Source organism: Bacillus sp. PDNC022, assembly GCF_016919285.1.
Lineage (GTDB): Bacteria > Bacillota > Bacilli > Bacillales > Bacillaceae > Bacillus > Bacillus safensis.
Window position 1 is genome coordinate 3,515,031 of sequence record NZ_CP070345.1, and the last position, 17,910, is coordinate 3,532,940.

At 44.0% G+C, this 17,910-nt stretch carries 16 protein-coding genes; 14 read left to right on the plus strand and 2 right to left on the minus strand.

All coding sequences use genetic code 11. From position 1 onward, the window contains the following. Nucleotides 1-10 precede the first annotated feature (10 nt). The 5 genes from nikB to JVX94_RS17880 all read left to right on the plus strand — a co-directional run bounded on the left by nikB (nucleotide 11) and on the right by JVX94_RS17880 (nucleotide 4,910). Nucleotides 11-955, plus strand: coding sequence for a nickel ABC transporter permease subunit NikB (gene nikB, locus JVX94_RS17860; protein WP_205183995.1), 945 nt, complete (start codon nucleotides 11-13; stop codon nucleotides 953-955). Then, complete coding sequence (nikC, locus tag JVX94_RS17865) at nucleotides 952-1,785, plus strand: nickel ABC transporter permease subunit NikC (RefSeq protein ID WP_111291392.1); 834 nt, start codon at nucleotides 952-954, stop codon at nucleotides 1,783-1,785. The genes nikB and nikC overlap by 4 nt, the downstream gene beginning before the upstream one ends. A 4-nt stretch (nucleotides 1,786-1,789) precedes the next feature. Next, a complete protein-coding gene (nikD, locus tag JVX94_RS17870) occupies nucleotides 1,790-2,605 on the plus strand; it encodes a nickel import ATP-binding protein NikD (RefSeq protein ID WP_205183998.1) in 816 nt (271 codons plus the stop codon). Between the two features lie 13 nt (nucleotides 2,606-2,618). After that, the gene (gene nikE / locus JVX94_RS17875) at nucleotides 2,619-3,434 is read left to right on the plus strand and encodes a nickel import ATP-binding protein NikE (RefSeq protein ID WP_095409598.1); all 816 of its coding nucleotides are present in this window, start codon (nucleotides 2,619-2,621) and stop codon (nucleotides 3,432-3,434) included. 150 nt (nucleotides 3,435-3,584) lie between these two features. After that, nucleotides 3,585-4,910 (plus strand): MATE family efflux transporter, encoded by a 1,326-nt coding sequence (locus JVX94_RS17880; protein ID WP_205184001.1) that lies wholly within the window; start codon nucleotides 3,585-3,587, stop codon nucleotides 4,908-4,910. Between the two features lie 20 nt (nucleotides 4,911-4,930). On the opposite strand, the gene yvfG is transcribed toward JVX94_RS17880, so the two are convergent. Next, the gene (yvfG, locus tag JVX94_RS17885; RefSeq protein WP_024423509.1) at nucleotides 4,931-5,146 is read right to left on the minus strand and encodes a protein YvfG; all 216 of its coding nucleotides are present in this window, start codon (nucleotides 5,144-5,146) and stop codon (nucleotides 4,931-4,933) included. 70 nt (nucleotides 5,147-5,216) lie between these two features. Here yvfG and rpoN point away from each other — a divergent pair, with 70 nt between their 5' ends. Together rpoN and JVX94_RS17895 are read left to right on the plus strand one after the other, a co-directional pair. After that, nucleotides 5,217-6,515, plus strand: a complete 1,299-nt coding sequence (gene rpoN / locus JVX94_RS17890; protein ID WP_144472093.1) for an RNA polymerase factor sigma-54 — start codon at nucleotides 5,217-5,219, stop codon at nucleotides 6,513-6,515. Nucleotides 6,516-6,687: 172 nt separating this feature from the next. After that, nucleotides 6,688-7,425, plus strand: coding sequence for a FadR/GntR family transcriptional regulator (locus JVX94_RS17895; protein WP_095409595.1), 738 nt, complete (start codon nucleotides 6,688-6,690; stop codon nucleotides 7,423-7,425). 30 nt (nucleotides 7,426-7,455) lie between these two features. On the opposite strand, the gene JVX94_RS17900 is transcribed toward JVX94_RS17895, so the two are convergent. Next, the gene (locus JVX94_RS17900; RefSeq protein WP_095409594.1) at nucleotides 7,456-8,895 is read right to left on the minus strand and encodes a sigma-54 interaction domain-containing protein; all 1,440 of its coding nucleotides are present in this window, start codon (nucleotides 8,893-8,895) and stop codon (nucleotides 7,456-7,458) included. A 198-nt stretch (nucleotides 8,896-9,093) separates the two neighbouring features. Here JVX94_RS17900 and JVX94_RS17905 point away from each other — a divergent pair, with 198 nt between their 5' ends. From JVX94_RS17905 to gpmI, 7 genes are all read left to right on the plus strand, one after another. After that, on the plus strand, nucleotides 9,094-10,287 hold the full coding sequence (locus tag JVX94_RS17905; protein ID WP_034280960.1) for an ornithine--oxo-acid transaminase: 1,194 nt from the start codon (nucleotides 9,094-9,096) through the stop codon (nucleotides 10,285-10,287). Between the two features lie 139 nt (nucleotides 10,288-10,426). Continuing rightward, on the plus strand, nucleotides 10,427-11,800 hold the full coding sequence (locus tag JVX94_RS17910) for an amino acid permease (protein ID WP_223251046.1): 1,374 nt from the start codon (nucleotides 10,427-10,429) through the stop codon (nucleotides 11,798-11,800). A gap of 309 nt (nucleotides 11,801-12,109) precedes the next feature. After that, nucleotides 12,110-13,147 carry a sugar-binding transcriptional regulator gene (locus JVX94_RS17915; protein ID WP_048237473.1) on the plus strand — a complete coding sequence of 346 codons (1,038 nt, stop codon included), beginning with the start codon at nucleotides 12,110-12,112 and terminating at the stop codon, nucleotides 13,145-13,147. Nucleotides 13,148-13,178: 31 nt separating this feature from the next. Next, nucleotides 13,179-14,186: a type I glyceraldehyde-3-phosphate dehydrogenase gene (gap, locus tag JVX94_RS17920; protein ID WP_007500174.1), complete on the plus strand. Its 1,008-nt coding sequence runs from the start codon at nucleotides 13,179-13,181 to the stop codon at nucleotides 14,184-14,186. Nucleotides 14,187-14,399: 213 nt separating this feature from the next. Next, a complete protein-coding gene (locus tag JVX94_RS17925; RefSeq protein WP_205184004.1) occupies nucleotides 14,400-15,584 on the plus strand; it encodes a phosphoglycerate kinase in 1,185 nt (394 codons plus the stop codon). A gap of 30 nt (nucleotides 15,585-15,614) precedes the next feature. Then, on the plus strand, nucleotides 15,615-16,376 hold the full coding sequence (gene tpiA / locus JVX94_RS17930) for a triose-phosphate isomerase (RefSeq protein WP_017359213.1): 762 nt from the start codon (nucleotides 15,615-15,617) through the stop codon (nucleotides 16,374-16,376). Then, on the plus strand, nucleotides 16,369-17,904 hold the full coding sequence (gpmI, locus tag JVX94_RS17935; protein ID WP_144472097.1) for a 2,3-bisphosphoglycerate-independent phosphoglycerate mutase: 1,536 nt from the start codon (nucleotides 16,369-16,371) through the stop codon (nucleotides 17,902-17,904). Before tpiA ends, gpmI begins: the two co-directional genes overlap by 8 nt. Nucleotides 17,905-17,910: the final 6 nt, after the last annotated feature.

Below are 17,910 nucleotides of genomic sequence, written 5' to 3' on the forward strand. Positions count from 1 at the left end.
AGGTAAGGAAATGGGCCGCTATATCGTCAAACGAGTGCTATCAATTATTCCTGTATTTTTATTAGCCACACTGCTCACAACTGGTATGATTCACCTGTCGCCAGTTGACCCGGCAGAGGCATATTTAGCAGCGGCTCATATCCAGCCTACGGATGAAATATTAGCGCAAAAACGAAGTGAATTCGGCTTAAATGAGCCATTTTATATGCAGTATCTTCATACCATTGAAAAAGTCATTCACCTTGATTTCGGCCGGTCATATATGTCCAATCAGCCTGTCGTTGATGAGGTGATTTATCGAATACCGGCGACGATTCAATTGGCGCTTACCAGTCTGCTGATCGCTATTTGTGTCAGCATTCCGCTCGGCTTTTTCAGCGGCATGAGGAAAAATGGTGCCGTTGATCATGTGAGCCGGCTCATTTCTTTCTTAGGAGCATCTATCCCGACGTTTGTCTTGGGGTATTTGCTCATCTTCTTTTTTTCAGTGAAGCTCGACCTTTTACCAGTTGAAGGAATCGGAACATGGGAGCATCTCATTCTGCCGTCGATCACACTGGCAGTCCCTTTAATTGCTACGTATACAAGGCTGTTACGGTCAAGTGTGAGTGAGGCGCTTCAAGAGCCTTTCGTTCAATATGCGAGAATCAGGGGATTGAAGGAACAATCGATCATGTTCAAGCATGTGTTCAGAATTGCGATATCGCCGATGCTGACCGGACTTGGGGTGAACCTTGGCAAGCTCTTGACCGGAACCATTATTGTAGAGGCTGTTTTCTCATGGCCAGGGTTTGGCCGATTTTTTATTGAAGCGATCTTTAACCGGGATCTGCCTGTCATTCAATTTTATGTCCTCATGTCAGCCTGTATTTTTATCGTGAGCAGCTTGATCGTTGATTTGGTTCAGCTAATCATTGACCCTCGTATATCTAGAAAGGAAGGCCGCCAGCAATGATGACAAAAGTAAAATATCTCTTCGCTCATCAAAAGATGATCTCGATCTGCGCCCTGCTGCTCGGTCTCCTGCTGATTGTGACAATATGTGCACCATGGATCGCTCCACACGATCCGTCAGCTGTCAATCTAGCGATGAAGCTAAAGGGGTCTTCGTGGGAGTATCCTCTTGGAACAGATCAATTAGGGCGATGCAATTTATCTCGTATTTTATATGGTGCGCGTGTTTCGCTCGGCTGTGCGTTATTAATCTTTCTTTCTTCGTTATTCATTGGTTTAATTGTCGGCCTGTTTTCAGGATACAAAGGCGGCTGGATCGATCACGTTTTGATGAGAATCTGTGATGGCATCATGGCATTTCCAAACTTAGTGCTCATCCTTGGATTAGTAGGCATCTTCGGTCCGGGACTTTCTCAAGTCGTACTTGCTTTGATGCTTGTGCAATGGGTGTATTATGCGCGCGTCTTCCGAGGAATGGTGCTCAGTTTAAAAGAACAGAACTTTATTGCAGCTGCGAAGATCAGTGGGACCTCGCACTGGAACATTATGAGAAAGCATATGATTCCAAATGTTCTGCCGCCATTAGCAGTCATTGGAACACTCGAAATGGGCTGGGCGATTATGGACATTTCTGCGATGTCTTTCCTCGGATTAGGGGTTCAGCCTCCTATGCCTGAATGGGGAGCGATGATTCATGAAGGAAAGTCGTACATTCAAACGAATCCTCAGTTAATGCTGTACCCAGGTCTTGTGATCATGGCTGTGGTGGTTCTGTTTAATTTACTAGGAGAAGCCCTTTCAGAGAAATATGGCATCAAACGCCGTGTGTAAAGGAATGATCAATGTGCAAGAGTCCATTTTACAAGTAGAGAACCTGCATGTGCATACGAAAACACCTCAAGGGACAACCCCTCTTATTCAAGAAGTCTCGTTTGAAGTAGGGCGCGGTCAAATCCTTGGATTAATTGGTGAGAGCGGCTGCGGGAAAACAGTGACAAGCATGTCGATCTTACATATGCTTGATCGGAAAACAACTGAAGTCACTGGCAGTATCACATTACAGGGGCGAGAATTGATCGGTATAAGTGAAAAGGATATGCGGTCCATTCGGGGCAAAGACATCTCGTATATTATGCAAAATCCAATGAACAGCTTTACGCCAGTATGGACAATCGGCCATCAGCTGGTTGAAACGATCCGCCGGCATACTGCTGTCAGTAAAAGGCAGGCACGAGCACAGGCAATGGATGCGTTAGCGCAAATGAACCTGCCGCAGCCAGACCAGCTGTTCAACAAGTATCCCTTTGAATTAAGCGGAGGAATGCTGCAGCGTGTCATGATCGCCATGGCTGCCTGTATGCACCCGCCCCTCATCATTGCAGATGAGCCGACAACTGCATTAGATGTACACAATCAGAAACGGGTGCTTCAGCATCTGAACCAAATTCGTCACGACTATGGAACGGCCATTTTACTCATTACCCACGATCTTGGTGTCATTGCTGAAATGGCAGATCAAGTTGTCGTCATGAAACAAGGAGAAATTGTTGAAAAGGCAGGAGTTCTTGAGCTTTTTGAACAACCAAAACATGATTATACAAAAAAACTATTAGCAGCTCGTCCATCGACTCCAGCTGTTTGCCCGATTTGAGGTGAGAAGGCCCTTGCATTTATTAGAAGTGAAAGCAGTCAGTCATGCATACACGAACCGGTCGTTTCTAATGAGAAAAAAAGGCGCAGCCCCTGTCCTGAAAAGCGTCGATTTGACTATTGAAGAAGGCACCTGCCTTGGGCTGCTGGGACAAAGCGGCGCAGGGAAAAGTACACTTGGCCGCATCATACTTGGTTTAGAGAAGCCAAGGGCTGGACAGGTTCTTTTTGAAGGTCAGGATGTCTATCGTGCAGATCAACAAACACGCAAGCATTTTCGCCGGCATGTGCAAGCAGTGTTTCAGGATTCCTATTCCGCGGTAAATCCAAGATGGACAGTTGAACAAATTTTATCTGAACCGCTTGAAAACTATGAAACCATGAGCCGAAAAGAACGAAAAAATGTACTGATTCACTGGCTGGAAAGAGTCGGGCTCGGTGAAAAGGATTTGTCTAAATATCCACACCAATTCAGCGGCGGCCAGCTGCAAAGGATCAACATTGCTAGAGCCTTATTGCTCCAGCCAAAGCTCATTGTACTTGATGAATCTGTCAGCAGCTTAGACATGGTCACACAAGCTGTTATTTTAGATTTATTAGTAGAATTAAAGAAGGAGCTGGGTGTGGCTTACTTATTTATTACACATGATATGACAGCAGCCTATCACTTAAGTGATCAATTGGCGATTCTTGATCAAGGAGAGCTTGCTGCCCAATTTCAATCAAAGGATGAATTCTTTTCATCAGAAGAGGAAGCGGTGCGGAAAATGAGAGATGCAATGCTCGCAGTCCATCCTTTGTCACGAACGATTGGCAGACCGGTTCAGTAAATCTTCATTTTATCAATGCCTCAGCGTGCAGCCAAAGCCTCGCATTCGGTAAAAAGCAAAGGGCGAAAATAAAGAACAGTTTAGCCCTTTGCAGGTAATCTGCGCCTCTTTTAGGAAAGAGGCTATTTTTCATGAAAGGCAGGTGGCATCGTGAACCATCGGGCGTATTTAGCTTTGGCCATTCCTTTAACGATTTCTACGATGACCACTCCATTACTTGGAGCTGTTGATACAGCGGTTGTCGGTCAGCTCGCAAATCCCGCTTATATTGGAGGCGTTGCGGTTGGCAGTCTCATTTTTAGTACATTATATTGGCTGTTTGGTTTTTTGCGGGTAAGTACATCTGCTTTTGCCGCTCAGGCAAACGGAGCGCAGAATGAGGAGCAGGGTGTTCTTGCTTTTCTAAGACCTTTTTTCGTCGCCATCATCGTCGGACTTTGTTTTATTGCCCTGCAATGGCCGATTATTCAATCTGCTTTTCTAGTGATCTCTCCTGATGCTGATGTCCGTCAATTTGCCGCAGACTATTTTCATATTCGCATTTGGGGAGCGCCATTTACCTTAATGAATTATGTCATATTGGGCTGGCTGATGGGGATGGCAAAAATGAAAGAAGCTCTTTCATTACAAATCTTGATCAATGTCATGAATATGGCCCTCGCATTTCTGCTTGCTCATGTGTTTTCGTTTGCAGTCAAAGGGGTAGCGGCGGCGACATTGATATCTGAACTAACCGCTTTTGTGTTAGGGGCATGGATCATCATGAAGTATTCGTCAAACGGATTACAGATGCCTTCTATTAAGAAAATCATGGATACTCAGGCAGTGAAGAAAATGTTTCATGTGAATAAAGATTTGTTTATTCGCACGATCTGTCTGCTAGTGGTGATCAACATGTTTACCGCAAAAGGCGCTTCTTTTGGTACAGAACTGCTGGCAGCGAACGCCATCTTATTTCAAATTCACTACATCATGGCTTATTTGTTTGATGGTTTTGCCAATGCGTCCAGCATCCTTGTTGGCCGATCAGTTGGTGCAAATGACCGCACCCTCTATGAAAGAACCTTAACCCTTTCGAGGCAGTGGGCACTTGTCATGGCATGTGTCATTGCGGCGGTTTATTTTCTATTTAAAGAGCCGATATTGAGCTTGTTTACAAATCTCCCTCAGCTGCTTGATGTGACATTACGTTATGCAGACTGGCTCGTTCTTTATCCGTTTGCGGCTTGTTTCGGTTTGGTCATTTACGGCGTATTTACAGGTGCGACAGAAATTGCCCCTGTCAGAAATTCGATGCTGTTTGCGATGATTTTGTTTATCGTCGTTCAAACCGCGGTCACGCCCATTTGGCACAATCATGGCCTATGGTTTGCTTTTATCATCTATACTGTAGGGCGGTCTGGCTTCTTGATGATGTATAAATCGAGGCTGGATCAGAAACTTTTCGCATATGATAAACACCCTTTGCCATCTTGACAAAGGGTGTTCTTTTTCGTTCATTCGCTTTCTTTTTTCACCTTTTGATAGGCTTCATCAAGATGCTGAATGCGCTTCAATACAACCGCATTTTTAGTCAACTGGTCTTGAACAAGTGTTGACACTACTGAGCGGTAATAGGCATTCATGGCATGGACCTTGTCTTCATTTTGGTTCATGGCGATGTGCTGTTTCAAGTTGTCGACAAAGTATGGAACGGAAAAAAGTTCAGACATAGAAATCACTCCTATTTCGTATATACGGTCCGTCAATCTTCATGTAAAATGATGAGAGGGAGGGGAGACAATGAGCCTTAAACTGCAACAAGAACAGGTATTAAAGCAGGTGCTCACACAAGAACTCAGGCAGGCCATTACGCTGCTGCAGCTGAATTGCGCAGAGCTCGGCGAGTATCTTGACCAGTTAGCGCTTGAGAACCCTCTGATTGAGCGGAAAGACACGGACAGCTATCAACCAGTTTATCATAAAAAATCACAAGATCGAATGACAGAGCCGTATCGAACGCATCAAAAAGAAAGCCTGCAAATGTTTTTAAAGAGACAGGCGATTGATTTGAATTTAAGTGAAAAAAATCAAAGGATCTTTCATTTTATGATTGAGTCCATTGATTCCAATGGCTATCTAAATGAACCGATTGACGCAATGGCAGCTGTCTTAGAGGTGCCAGCTGAAGAAGTAGAAGCCGTCCTTCATCAGCTGCAATCGCTAGAGCCTGCCGGTATTGGCGCAAGATCATTGCAGGAATGCATCCTCCTTCAACTGAGAAGGAAAAAGGAACGCTGGTATGAAGCCGAGCTGATCATCGAAGAGCATTTCTTTCTTTTTGCCAGAAAGGCTTGGAAGGAAATTGCGTCGAAAACAGGAGTTTCAATGAAAACGCTCCAAGCGGTACAAGATGTAGTGTCTCAGCTTGAACCAAGACCAGGCCTTCATTTCGCATATGATGAAGAGCATGTGTATATAGAGCCTGATGTGACAATTACTGTGGTGCAGGATCACATCACATTTGAGCTGAATCAGCGCGCTTTTCCAGACGTTGAAATGAATGAAGGCTACTTCGCTATGATTCAAGACCAAAAGCGGCATGAAGCATACACGTATTTAAAGGAAAAAGAGCAGCAGTACAATTGGCTTGTCCAAGCGCTGAAGCAAAGAAAGAAAACGATGACTCATGTCGTTCGTGAGATTATCTCACATCAGACCGATTTTTTCCTTACAGGGAAACATAAAATGAAACCGCTTACGATGAAGCGGATCGCAGATATACTGCAAGTGCATGAATCAACAGTCAGCCGGACTGTAAAAGGGAAAATGGTGCAAACCCCTTATGGTCTCATGGAAATGAAACAATTTTTCCAAGCAAAATTAGAAGGGCATTCGCTAGAAGAGGCGTCCAGCTACACAGTCAAAACGCACATTGCAGAGCTCATCCAAACGGAAAATAAGAAAAAACCGTATTCAGATCAGCAAATCATGACGCTGCTTCAGCAAACCTTTGGTATCCGCGCGTCGCGCAGAACCATTGCAAAATATCGCGAACAAATGAATCTTCCGTCCTCTACGCTGCGGAAGCGATACGATTAAAAAGAAGTACTTGCCAGAACATGGCACGTGCTTCTTTTTTTGTTGAAAGCGAGGCGGCCCGAAGATTTTTTGAAAATTAAAGAGGGGAGACGTGTGATCGGAAATTTTGGGGTAAAGTATAAGTTAGGGCATGAGCCGATAGGGATAGACAACAGTGATGAGGTGAGACCAATTGAAATATAAACAAATCAAAACGAAAAAAATATATGAAGAAATTGCGGATGCATTAATTGAATCCATTCGTACAGGTGAGCTTCTTCCGGGGGAAAAATTAGATTCGGTTCAAGCGCTTTCAGAAAGCTTTCAAGTCAGCCGTTCCGCTGTAAGAGAGGCACTGTCTGCTCTCAAAGCGATCGGATTAATAGAGATGAAGCAAGGGGAAGGCACGTATGTGAAGCAGTTTGATCCTGAGCAGCTCACATTTAGTCTGTCTCCTGCATTTTTGATGAAGCAGCATGATGTCACACAGCTCCTTGAATTAAGAACCATTATTGAGACGGGTGCTGTTAAAAAGGCAGCGCTCATGCGAACGGACGATGACCTTCATCAGCTGCGTGAGGCACTCGAACAAATGAAACGCGCAGAAGCACATAAAGAAACTGGTGAAGAGGCAGACCTCGCATTCCATCTCGCCTTAGCCAAAGCCTCAAAGAATGATTTATTAAAAGCGTTAATGAATCAGGTCTCCACCTTGCTGGTAGAAACAATGCGGGAGACGAGAAACGTCGTCTTGTTTTCAAGAAAAGCCTCCATTCGGCAGCTTTACAAAGAACATGAACACATTTACAAAGCCGTCATGGCAAGACAGCCAGAAGAAGCAGAAAGAGCGATGCTCACGCATTTGAAAAATGTAGAAAAACTGCTGAGTGATGTGAGTCAAGAACCGGCAGGACAGTCAGAACCACAGTAAGCTGTGCCGAATGAGGGCACAGCTCTATTATTAACGAGAAATATGCAGCTTTTTCATGCGATATTGCAGACTTTGCCTGCTCATGCCCAATATCTTTGCAGTCTGTGAAATATTATCGTCCATTTTTTCTAAGTAATGGACGATGTATTGTTTTTCGAATCTTTCCATTTGGGTTTGAAAATCAGTCGTATGTTCTGGGCTTGTATAAATAAACGTGTCAGCTGCTGCGGTATGCTGCAAAGGATTCGTCTGTAATTGCGCAGTAGGACGGCCTTCCCTATGTTTAAATCTAAAATGATATGGAAGATGATGCATGCTTAAGGAATCCTCATCCATCATCATATTCATCCCCGCTTCAATCACATGCTCCAGCTCTCGTACATTACCTGGCCAATCATACGCTTGAAAAAGGGCTAGTACTTCTTCATCAGCCGTCTTCACCTTCATTTGAAACAGCTCATTATATTTTTGAATAAAGTGACTGACAAACGTAGGGATATCTTCTTTTCGCTCCGAAAGCGGCGGAATAAATAAGGTGACAATACCGAGCCGATAAAATAAATCCTTGCGCATGCGTCCGCCTGCGATTGCATCTACAGGGTCCTCATTCATATTGGCAATGACTCTTACATCAACAGCGATTTCTTTTGTGCTGCCCAACCTTCGCACACGCTTCTCTTGTAATACGCGCAGCAGTTTTGCTTGAAGGCCAGGATTTAATGAGTTGATCTCATCTAGAAGCAGTGTACCTCCCTGCGCCTGTTCAAATAAGCCGGGCTGATCAGTTGCGCCGGTAAAAGCCCCTTTTTGCGTACCAAAGAGCAGACTTTCAATGAGGTTATCTGGCAGTGCCGCGCAATTTTGGGTAATAAATGGTCCAGATGAACGGCTGCTGCCGTTATGAATACTTTGAGCAAATAGTTCTTTTCCTGTCCCTGTTTCTCCAACAATGAGCACATAGGAAGAGGTGCGTGTCGCTCGTTTTGCATGCTCAATCACCTCTAAAAACGCAGGACTCTGTCCAATAATGGAATCAAAGGTAAAGCGGGTGCTTCCTTTTTTCTTCATATTGTGGTGAATCAGCCGTTCCAGCTTGGTCACATCATTCGAAATTTCAACCGCTCCTTGGATAAGACCGTCTCGAACGAGCGGGTATGTATGATTAATTGTTGTGATTTCTTTTCCGTTGTAATTATGATACGTCTGCTTTGCATGAACGGTTTGTTTCCCAGTACGCAGCGCTTGGACAAGCGTACTGTGCATTTCGTCTTGGAAGACGAAGAGGTCTAATACATTTTTATGGAGAACATCAGAGCGTTTCAAAGACTCAATCTCCATCATTTTTTTATTATAAACAACAGTATTGCCATTCTCGTCAATTGCATGAACCCCGACATCAATTAAATCGAGCATTTGTTTATACAGATCAATCTCATTTTCGAGCTTTGCAGTATACTGATCTTCTTTCATTGAGGCACCTCCAGACGTTACCTCTATTTTACATGAAAAATTTTGCGGTTTCCTCTAAAAAATTTGGCATGTGCAAAAATATTTTGCATAAAGAAGCAGATCAATCATCGTCATGATGCGGACAGAAAGTTGGCACGATCCTTGCATATCATATGTGTGTAGATAAAAGAGGCTAGGTTATAGAAGGAGGAATAGACGATGACACAGACAAATGAATTGATTCAACAAACGGAACAATACGGAGCGGCAAACTATCATCCGCTGCCAATAGTAATTTCTGAGGCTGAGGGAGTTTGGGTGACAGACCCTGAAGGCAATCGATATATGGATATGCTGAGTGCGTATTCAGCAGTCAACCAAGGCCATCGCCACCCCCGCATTATTGAGGCACTCAAAAAACAGGCAGACCGGGTGACATTAACCTCAAGAGCTTTTCACAATGATCAGCTTGGTCCTTGGTATGAGAAAATTTGTCAACTGACGAATAAAGAGATGGCACTCCCGATGAATACTGGAGCTGAGGCTGTAGAAACAGCTGTAAAAGCAGCAAGACGCTGGGGCTATGACGTCAAGGGAATCGAAGATAATCGCGCAGAAATCATTGCGTGCGTTGGAAACTTTCATGGCAGAACGATGACAGCTGTTTCTCTTTCTTCTGAAGCAGAATATCAAAGAGGTTTCGGTCCAATGCTTCCAGGCATTAAATTGATTCCTTACGGAGATATTGAAGCGTTACGTGAAGCCATCACACCACAGACAGCGGCCTTTCTGATCGAACCTATTCAAGGAGAAGCGGGAATTGTCATGCCGCCAGAAGGCTTCTTGAAGGAAGCGAAGGCGCTTTGTGAAAAAGAACATGTGCTGTTCATTGCGGATGAAATTCAGGTCGGATTAGCGCGAACAGGTAAGATGTTTGCATGTGACTGGGAAGACATTGAGCCAGATATGCTGATTCTTGGGAAAGCTTTAGGCGGCGGTGTATTCCCAATCTCGTGTGTAGTCGCAAACCGCGATATATTAGGTGTGTTTAACCCTGGATCTCACGGCTCTACCTTCGGCGGAAATCCTCTTGCGTGTGCGGTGTCGCTGGCTGCACTGGATGTCTTGATCGACGAAAACCTTGCAGCGCGTTCTATGGAGCTTGGTGAATACTTAAAAGACAAACTCACGCGCATTCAAAGTCCTGTCATCAAGGAAGTTCGCGGCCGCGGATTATTTATCGGTATGGAGCTGACGGAGGCTGCGAGACCTTATTGTGAGAAGCTGAAACAAGCAGGACTGTTATGTAAGGAAACCCATGAGACCGTCATCCGCTTTGCACCACCTCTCACGATATCTAAAGAAGATTTAGACTGGGCGATTGGTCATATTGAAGCATTATTTCAAGCATAAATGTCAAAGGGGGAGAAACCTTCACTTTCTCCCTTTCTCTTTCAACGAACAGCGAATTTTGTCAAAGGATGATGAATAGAAGAGTGAAAGTGGGGAAAATGACTTGAAGCAAGAGCAGCATAATGAACTAGAGCGTTCCATGAAAAGCAGGCATCTCTTTATGATTGCCTTAGGTGGCGTCATTGGTACTGGTCTTTTCCTTGGATCAGGACTCATTATCCATCAGGCTGGACCCGGGGGAGCCATTCTATCCTTTATCATTGGCGGATTGTTAATGTATTTGGTGATGCTGTGTCTTGGAGAATTAGCAGTGGCGATGCCGACAGCGGGTTCATTTCAGGAGTATGCAACCAAATATATAGGTCCGTCCACAGGCTTTATGATCGGCTGGCTTTATTGGTTTAGCTGGGCATGTACAATAGGACTGGAGTTTACGTCAGCAGGCATTTTGCTCCAAAGGTGGTTCCCAGATATCCCTGTTTGGCTGTGGTGTCTTGCATTTAGCGTGATTTTATTTGCCGTGAATGCCATCTCAGCTCGCAGCTTCGCTGAAACCGAGTTTTGGTTTTCGGCCATTAAGGTCGCTGCCATTCTATTATTTATTATCATTGGAATTGGCGCAATTTTCGGAATGATTCATCTAAAAGATGGAGAACCAGCCCCTCTATTTCGTCATTTGACGGATCATGGCGGACTATTTCCTAACGGCGTTTTTGCTATTTTATTAACCATGGTCACGGTCAATTTCTCCTTTCAAGGAACAGAACTTGTCGGGATTGCAGCAGGAGAGAGTGAAAGCCCTGAAAAAACATTGCCGCGATCTATACGAAATATTATTTGGAGAACGATGGTCTTTTTCGTTTTATCCATTGCGGTTCTGGCCGCACTTCTTCCGTGGCAGACAGCAGGCACCGTCGACAGCCCGTTTGTCGTCGTGCTGGACAAGGTCGGCATACCGTATGCTGCAGATATCATGAATTTTATCATCATCACAGCGGTCTTATCTGTAGCAAACTCTGGATTGTATGCATCATCACGTATGCTTTGGTCGCTTTCGAAAGACGGGAAAGGACCTGAATTTACGAAAAAGCTGTCCAAGCGTAAAATTCCGATCAATGCACTATTGGTGACAATGGTCGTATCTGCACTCTCCCTGCTGACAAGTGTTGTGGCTCCAAAAACGGTGTATGTGTGGCTCATTTCAATTTCTGGTATGGTCCTAGTTGTGGTGTGGATGTCGATTTGTTTGTCCCAGTATTTCTTTAGAAAACAATTCATAAAGGCGGGCGGAGATGTAAAGGATCTTGTCTTTCGAACACCGCTCTATCCATTTGTCCCATTAGCAGGCTTTATCGCATTTGCCATCGTCCTCATCAGCTTATTTTTTATCGAGGATCAGCGGATCGGTCTTTATTGCGGAATTCCGTTCATGGCTGCCTGCTACATTATTTATTATCTCAAAATCAAACCGAAGGAAGAGGCAAAACAGCTTGGAACCATTACGAAAACATAAGCAGGTCCTGAAAAAAATGTGCATGCTGATATCACCAGCATGCACATTTTCCATCGTGAATACATTCTATATAAAAGAAAATAAATATTTTGAAAAGAAATATCATAGCAAGAACCTTGATGACAAGCAGGCTATCGGTGAAAATGTGTCTATTTTTTGTCTAAATGTGTTTGTAAGAGTTGAAAATGCAAGATTATCCTGTTAAAATAATTAAAGAAAGCAGGGATTGATTTTTTTTGGCTGTGGCGGGACGTTTTTTGTCACAGTGGGACGTTTTTAGTCCAACGTGAAAAGAAAGGGTCGTTAGCCATGAATCATTTATTGGAAGCTCAAAAAAAATTATTGCCAGATCTTCTCATTGTTATGCAAAAACGCTACGACATTTTGCAGTACATCAGATTAGCTGAACCAATTGGCCGCAGAAGTCTTGCGACGAGTCTTGGTCTCAGTGAGCGCATCTTACGAGCTGAAGTTCAGTTCTTAAAAGAACAAAATCTGCTGGATGTCAAAACGAGCGGCATGATGCTGACGAGTGAGGGTCACGCTTTGCTTGAAATGCTTGAAGGAATGATGAAGGACGTTTTAGGTTTAACCTTTTTGGAAAATACATTAAAGAGAAAGTTAGGCCTGGAAGAAGTCATTATCGTTTCTGGAGACAGTGACGAATCCCCGTGGGTGAAGCAAGAAATGGGAAGAGCTGCTGTCCAATGTATGAAAAAAAGGTTTACTGGAAATAATATCGTCGCCGTCACTGGCGGAACGACGATGGAAGCCGTTGCCGAAATGATGACCCCTGATGCCAAAAACCGCGATATGATGTTTGTCCCTGCGAGAGGCGGTCTTGGGGAGAATGTAAAAAATCAGGCAAACACCATTTGTGCCCACATGGCTGAAAAAGCTTCCGGTACTTACAAACTGCTGTTTGTTCCAGGGCAGCTGTCAGAAGGTGCTTACTCTTCCATTATTGAAGAGCCGTCCGTCAAAGAAGTGCTTCAAACGATTAAATCGTCCACGATGCTTATTCATGGTATTGGTGAAGCAAAAACAATGGCGATGAGACGAAATACACCAGCTGAAGATTTAAAAAAGATTGATGAGCATGACGCAGTGACAGAGGCCTTTGGCTATTACTTTAATCGTGATGGTGAGGTCGTTCACAAAGTGCACTCCGTCGGCATGCAGCTAGATGATTTAGAAAGCATTCCACACATTATTGCTGTTGCAGGTGGATCATCAAAGGCGGGGGCTATTGAAGCTTATTTCAAAAAACCACGTCGAACGGTTCTCGTCACAGACGAAGGAGCCGCAAAAGAGTTATTAAGGGAGTCAATTGATCCCTCAATATAAAACATTGTGACCTATAAAAGGAGGAAACATCATGGCAGTAAAAGTCGGTATTAACGGATTTGGACGTATTGGACGTAACGTATTTCGTGCAGCATTAAACAATCCTGAAGTTGAGGTAGTAGCGGTTAACGATCTAACAGATGCTAACATGCTTGCACACCTTTTACAATATGACTCTGTTCACGGAAAACTAGATGCAGAGGTTTCTGTAGACGGTACAAACTTAGTAGTGAACGGTAAAACAATCGAAGTATCAGCTGAACGTGACCCTGCGAAATTAAGCTGGGGTAAACAAGGCGTAGAAATCGTTGTTGAATCTACTGGATTCTTCACAAAACGTGCAGACGCTGCTAAACACTTAGAAGCTGGCGCTAAAAAAGTCATCATCTCTGCTCCTGCTAACGAAGAAGATATCACAATCGTTATGGGTGTAAACGAAGACAAATACGATGCAGCTAGCCACGATGTCATCTCTAATGCATCTTGTACGACAAACTGCTTAGCTCCATTTGCAAAAGTACTTAACGATAAATTTGGTATCAAACGCGGTATGATGACAACTGTTCACTCATACACAAATGACCAGCAAATTCTTGATCTTCCGCACAAAGACTACCGTCGTGCTCGTGCAGCTGCGGAAAACATCATCCCAACTTCAACAGGTGCTGCGAAAGCTGTTTCACTTGTATTGCCTGAACTTAAAGGTAAATTAAACGGTGGCGCTATGCGTGTTCCAACACCTAACGTTTCTTTAGTTGACCTTGTAGCTGAATTAAACCAAGATGTAACAGCTGAAGACGTAAATGCAGCACTTAAAGAAGCAGCTGAAGGAGAACTTAAAGGAATCCTTGGCTACAGCGAAGAGCCATTAGTATCTGGTGACTACAATGGTAATGCAAACTCTTCAACAATCGATGCTCTTTCTACAATGGTAATGGAAGGCAGCATGGTGAAAGTGATCTCTTGGTACGATAACGAGAGCGGATATTCTCACCGCGTTGTTGATCTTGCAGCTTACATTGCAAAACAAGGTCTTTAATTTCTCACACTGAAGGAACTCACTTGGTTCTTTCCTAGAGACACGATATAATGAAGACGGACAAGGGAAGGGGAAGCATCCCTTTCCCTTTTTCTCTGTATTTATCCGTTCTGCACGATTTCTCGTTTTGATGAGGGCAAAATGGGAAAAGGATAAAGAGAGACTTGTCCAATGCGTAAGGAAACCAGAATAAAGGAGGATCTCCTGACGAGCATGAATAAGAAATCAGTAAAAGACATTGACGTAAAAGGTAAAGTTGTGTTCTGCCGCGTAGATTTTAACGTTCCAATGAAGGACGGCGAAGTGACGGATGATACTCGTATCCGCGCAGCATTACCAACGATTGAGTATTTAACAGGACAAGGCGCAAAGGTACTGCTAGCTAGTCATTTGGGTCGTCCGAAGGGTCAAGTTACTGAAGAACTGCGTCTGACACCTGTGGCAATACGTCTGCAAGAGCTTCTTGGAAAAGAAGTGAAAAAAGCAGATGAAGCTTACGGCGACAACGTGAAAAAGCAAATCTCTGACTTAAAAGAAGGAGATGTGCTAGTGCTTGAAAACGTTCGTTTCTATCCTGGTGAAGAAAAGAACGATCCTGAATTATCAAAAGCATTTGCTGATTTAGCCGATGTGTATGTCAATGATGCGTTCGGTGCTGCACACCGTGCACATGCATCGACAGCTGGTATTGCAGCTTATCTTCCGGCTGTTTCAGGCTTCCTCATGCAAAAAGAGCTTGAGGTTTTAGGAAAAGCCATTTCAAATCCTGATCGCCCATTTACAGCGATTATCGGTGGCGCAAAAGTAAAGGATAAAATCGGTGTGATTGAAAGTCTTCTTGATAAAGTGGACAACCTCATCATCGGCGGCGGACTTGCTTACACATTTGTGAAAGCACTAGGCCACGAAGTAGGGAAATCTCTATTAGAAGAAGACAAAGTCGATTTAGCGAAATCCTTTATGGACCGTGCAAAAGAAAAAGGCGTGAACTTCCTGATTCCAACAGACGTTCTGGTAGCCGACGACTTTTCAAATGATGCGAATACAAGCATTGTGCCAATCTCTGAAATTCCAAGTGATCTAGAAGCACTTGATATTGGTACAGAGACAAGAGAAAAGTATGCTGATGTTATTAAAAACAGCAAACTTGTTGTCTGGAACGGACCAATGGGTGTATTTGAAATCGAAGCATTCGCTAAAGGAACAAAAGCAATCGCAGAAGCACTGGCAGAAGCAAAAGATACATATTCTGTCATTGGCGGTGGAGATTCAGCAGCAGCTGTTGAGAAATTTGGTCTTGCCGATCAGATGAGCCATATTTCTACAGGCGGCGGCGCTTCACTTGAATTTATGGAAGGCAAAGAACTTCCTGGTGTTACTGCATTAAACGATAAATAAGACCAAAACTGCTATAAGGAAGTGTCAATCATGAGAAAACCAATTATAGCTGGGAACTGGAAAATGAACAAAACACTTGGCGAAGCAGTCAGCTTCGTTGAAGAAGTCAAGTCATCCATTCCATCTCCTGACAAAGTGGAATCCATTGTCTGTGCGCCAGCTCTTTTCCTTGAAAAGCTAAACAGCCTTTCAAACGGAACAGACCTTAAAATTGGTGCACAAAACATGCACTTTGAAGAAAATGGTGCATTCACTGGTGAAATCAGCCCTGCTGCTCTAAAAGATCTAGGCATCGGCTATTCAGTGATTGGGCATTCAGAGCGCCGTGAATTCTTTGCTGAAACAGATGAAACAGTGAACAAAAAAGCACATGCTGCATTCAAGCATGGCATCGTTCCAATTATTTGTGTAGGTGAAACGCTTGAAGAGCGTGAAGCAGGCAAAACAAATGAACTTGTCGCTGATCAAGTGAAGAAGGCACTAGCTGGTTTAACGAAACAGCAAGTAGCTGAATCTGTTATTGCATATGAGCCTATCTGGGCTATCGGTACAGGAAAATCTTCTACAGCGAAAGATGCAAACGACGTTTGCGCACACATCCGCCAAACCGTTGCAAGCGAATTTGGTCAAGAAGCGGCAGACAGCCTTCGCATTCAATATGGCGGAAGCGTGAAGCCGGCAAATATTAAAGAATATATGGCAGAATCCGATATTGACGGTGCTTTGGTAGGCGGCGCAAGCTTAGAACCTCAGTCTTTCGTTCAATTATTGGAGGAAGGTCAATATGAGTAAGAAACCAGCTGCATTAATCATCTTAGACGGGTTCGGTTTAAGAGGCGAAACAGTCGGTAACGCTGTCGCACAAGCAAAAAAACCGAACTTTGACCGCTACTGGAACGAATTCCCGCATCAAACCTTAACGGCTTCAGGTGAGGCAGTAGGTCTCCCGCAAGGTCAAATGGGGAACTCTGAAGTTGGGCATTTGAACATTGGTGCAGGACGCATTGTGTATCAAAGCTTAACAAGAGTGAATGTTGCCATTCGTGAAGGGGAATTTGAGAAAAACGAAACGTTCCTAGATGCAATGACTTATGCAAAAGAGAATGACAAGGCGCTTCATTTATTCGGACTCTTGTCAGACGGCGGTGTGCACAGTCACATCCAGCATCTTTTTGCCCTGCTGAAGCTGGCGAAAAAAGAAGGCTTAACAAAGGTATACATTCATGGCTTCTTGGACGGACGTGATGTTGGTCAGAAGACAGCCAAAGTGTACTTAAAACAGCTGGAAGAACAAATCAAAGAAATCGGTGTCGGTGAAGTGGCAACACTTTCTGGACGCTATTACTCAATGGACCGTGACAAACGCTGGGATCGTGTGGAGAAAGCGTACCGTGCGATGGCGTATGGTGAAGGCCCAAGTTATCAAAACATTTATGATGTCGTTGATGACTCCTATGAAAATGGAATCTACGATGAATTCGTTATTCCATCTGTCATTACGAGAGAAAATGGTGAGCCGGTTGCCAAAGTAAACGACGGCGACTCTGTGATTTTCTATAACTTCCGTCCAGACCGTGCCATCCAAATCTCGAACACTTTCACAAATGCAGATTTCCGCTCGTTTGACCGCGGAGAAGCTCATCCGAAGAATTTACACTTCGTCTGCTTCACACACTTCAGTGAAACGGTTGATGGTTATGTTGCCTTCAAACCAGTGAATTTGGATAACACAGTAGGAGAAGTGCTTGCTCAAAACGGATTGAAACAGCTGCGGATTGCTGAAACAGAGAAATATCCTCACGTGACGTTCTTTATGAGTGGTGGACGTGAAGAAGAATTTCCTGGTGAAGACCGCATCTTAATCAATTCACCAGATGTGGCCACCTATGACCTCAAGCCGGAAATGAGCGCTTATGAGGTAAAGGATGCACTTGTTGCAGACATCAATGCTGACAAGCATGATGCGATCATTCTGAACTTTGCTAACCCGGATATGGTTGGTCATTCAGGTATGCTTGAGCCAACAATCAAAGCCATTGAAGCAGTAGATGAGTGCTTAGGAGCTGTAGTCGACGCAATCCTGGCAAAAGGCGGACATGCCATCATCACGGCAGACCACGGTAACGCAGACGTGCTTATTACCGAAGAAGGAAAGCCGCATACTGCACATACAACGAATCCTGTACCAGTCATCGTGACGAAAAAAGGTGCGACGCTTAGAGAAGGCGGCATTTTAGCCGATCTATCTCCAACGCTTTTAGACTTACTTGGTCTTGAAAAACCAAAAGAGATGACAGGAACATCATTAATTCAGAAATAAAAAAAT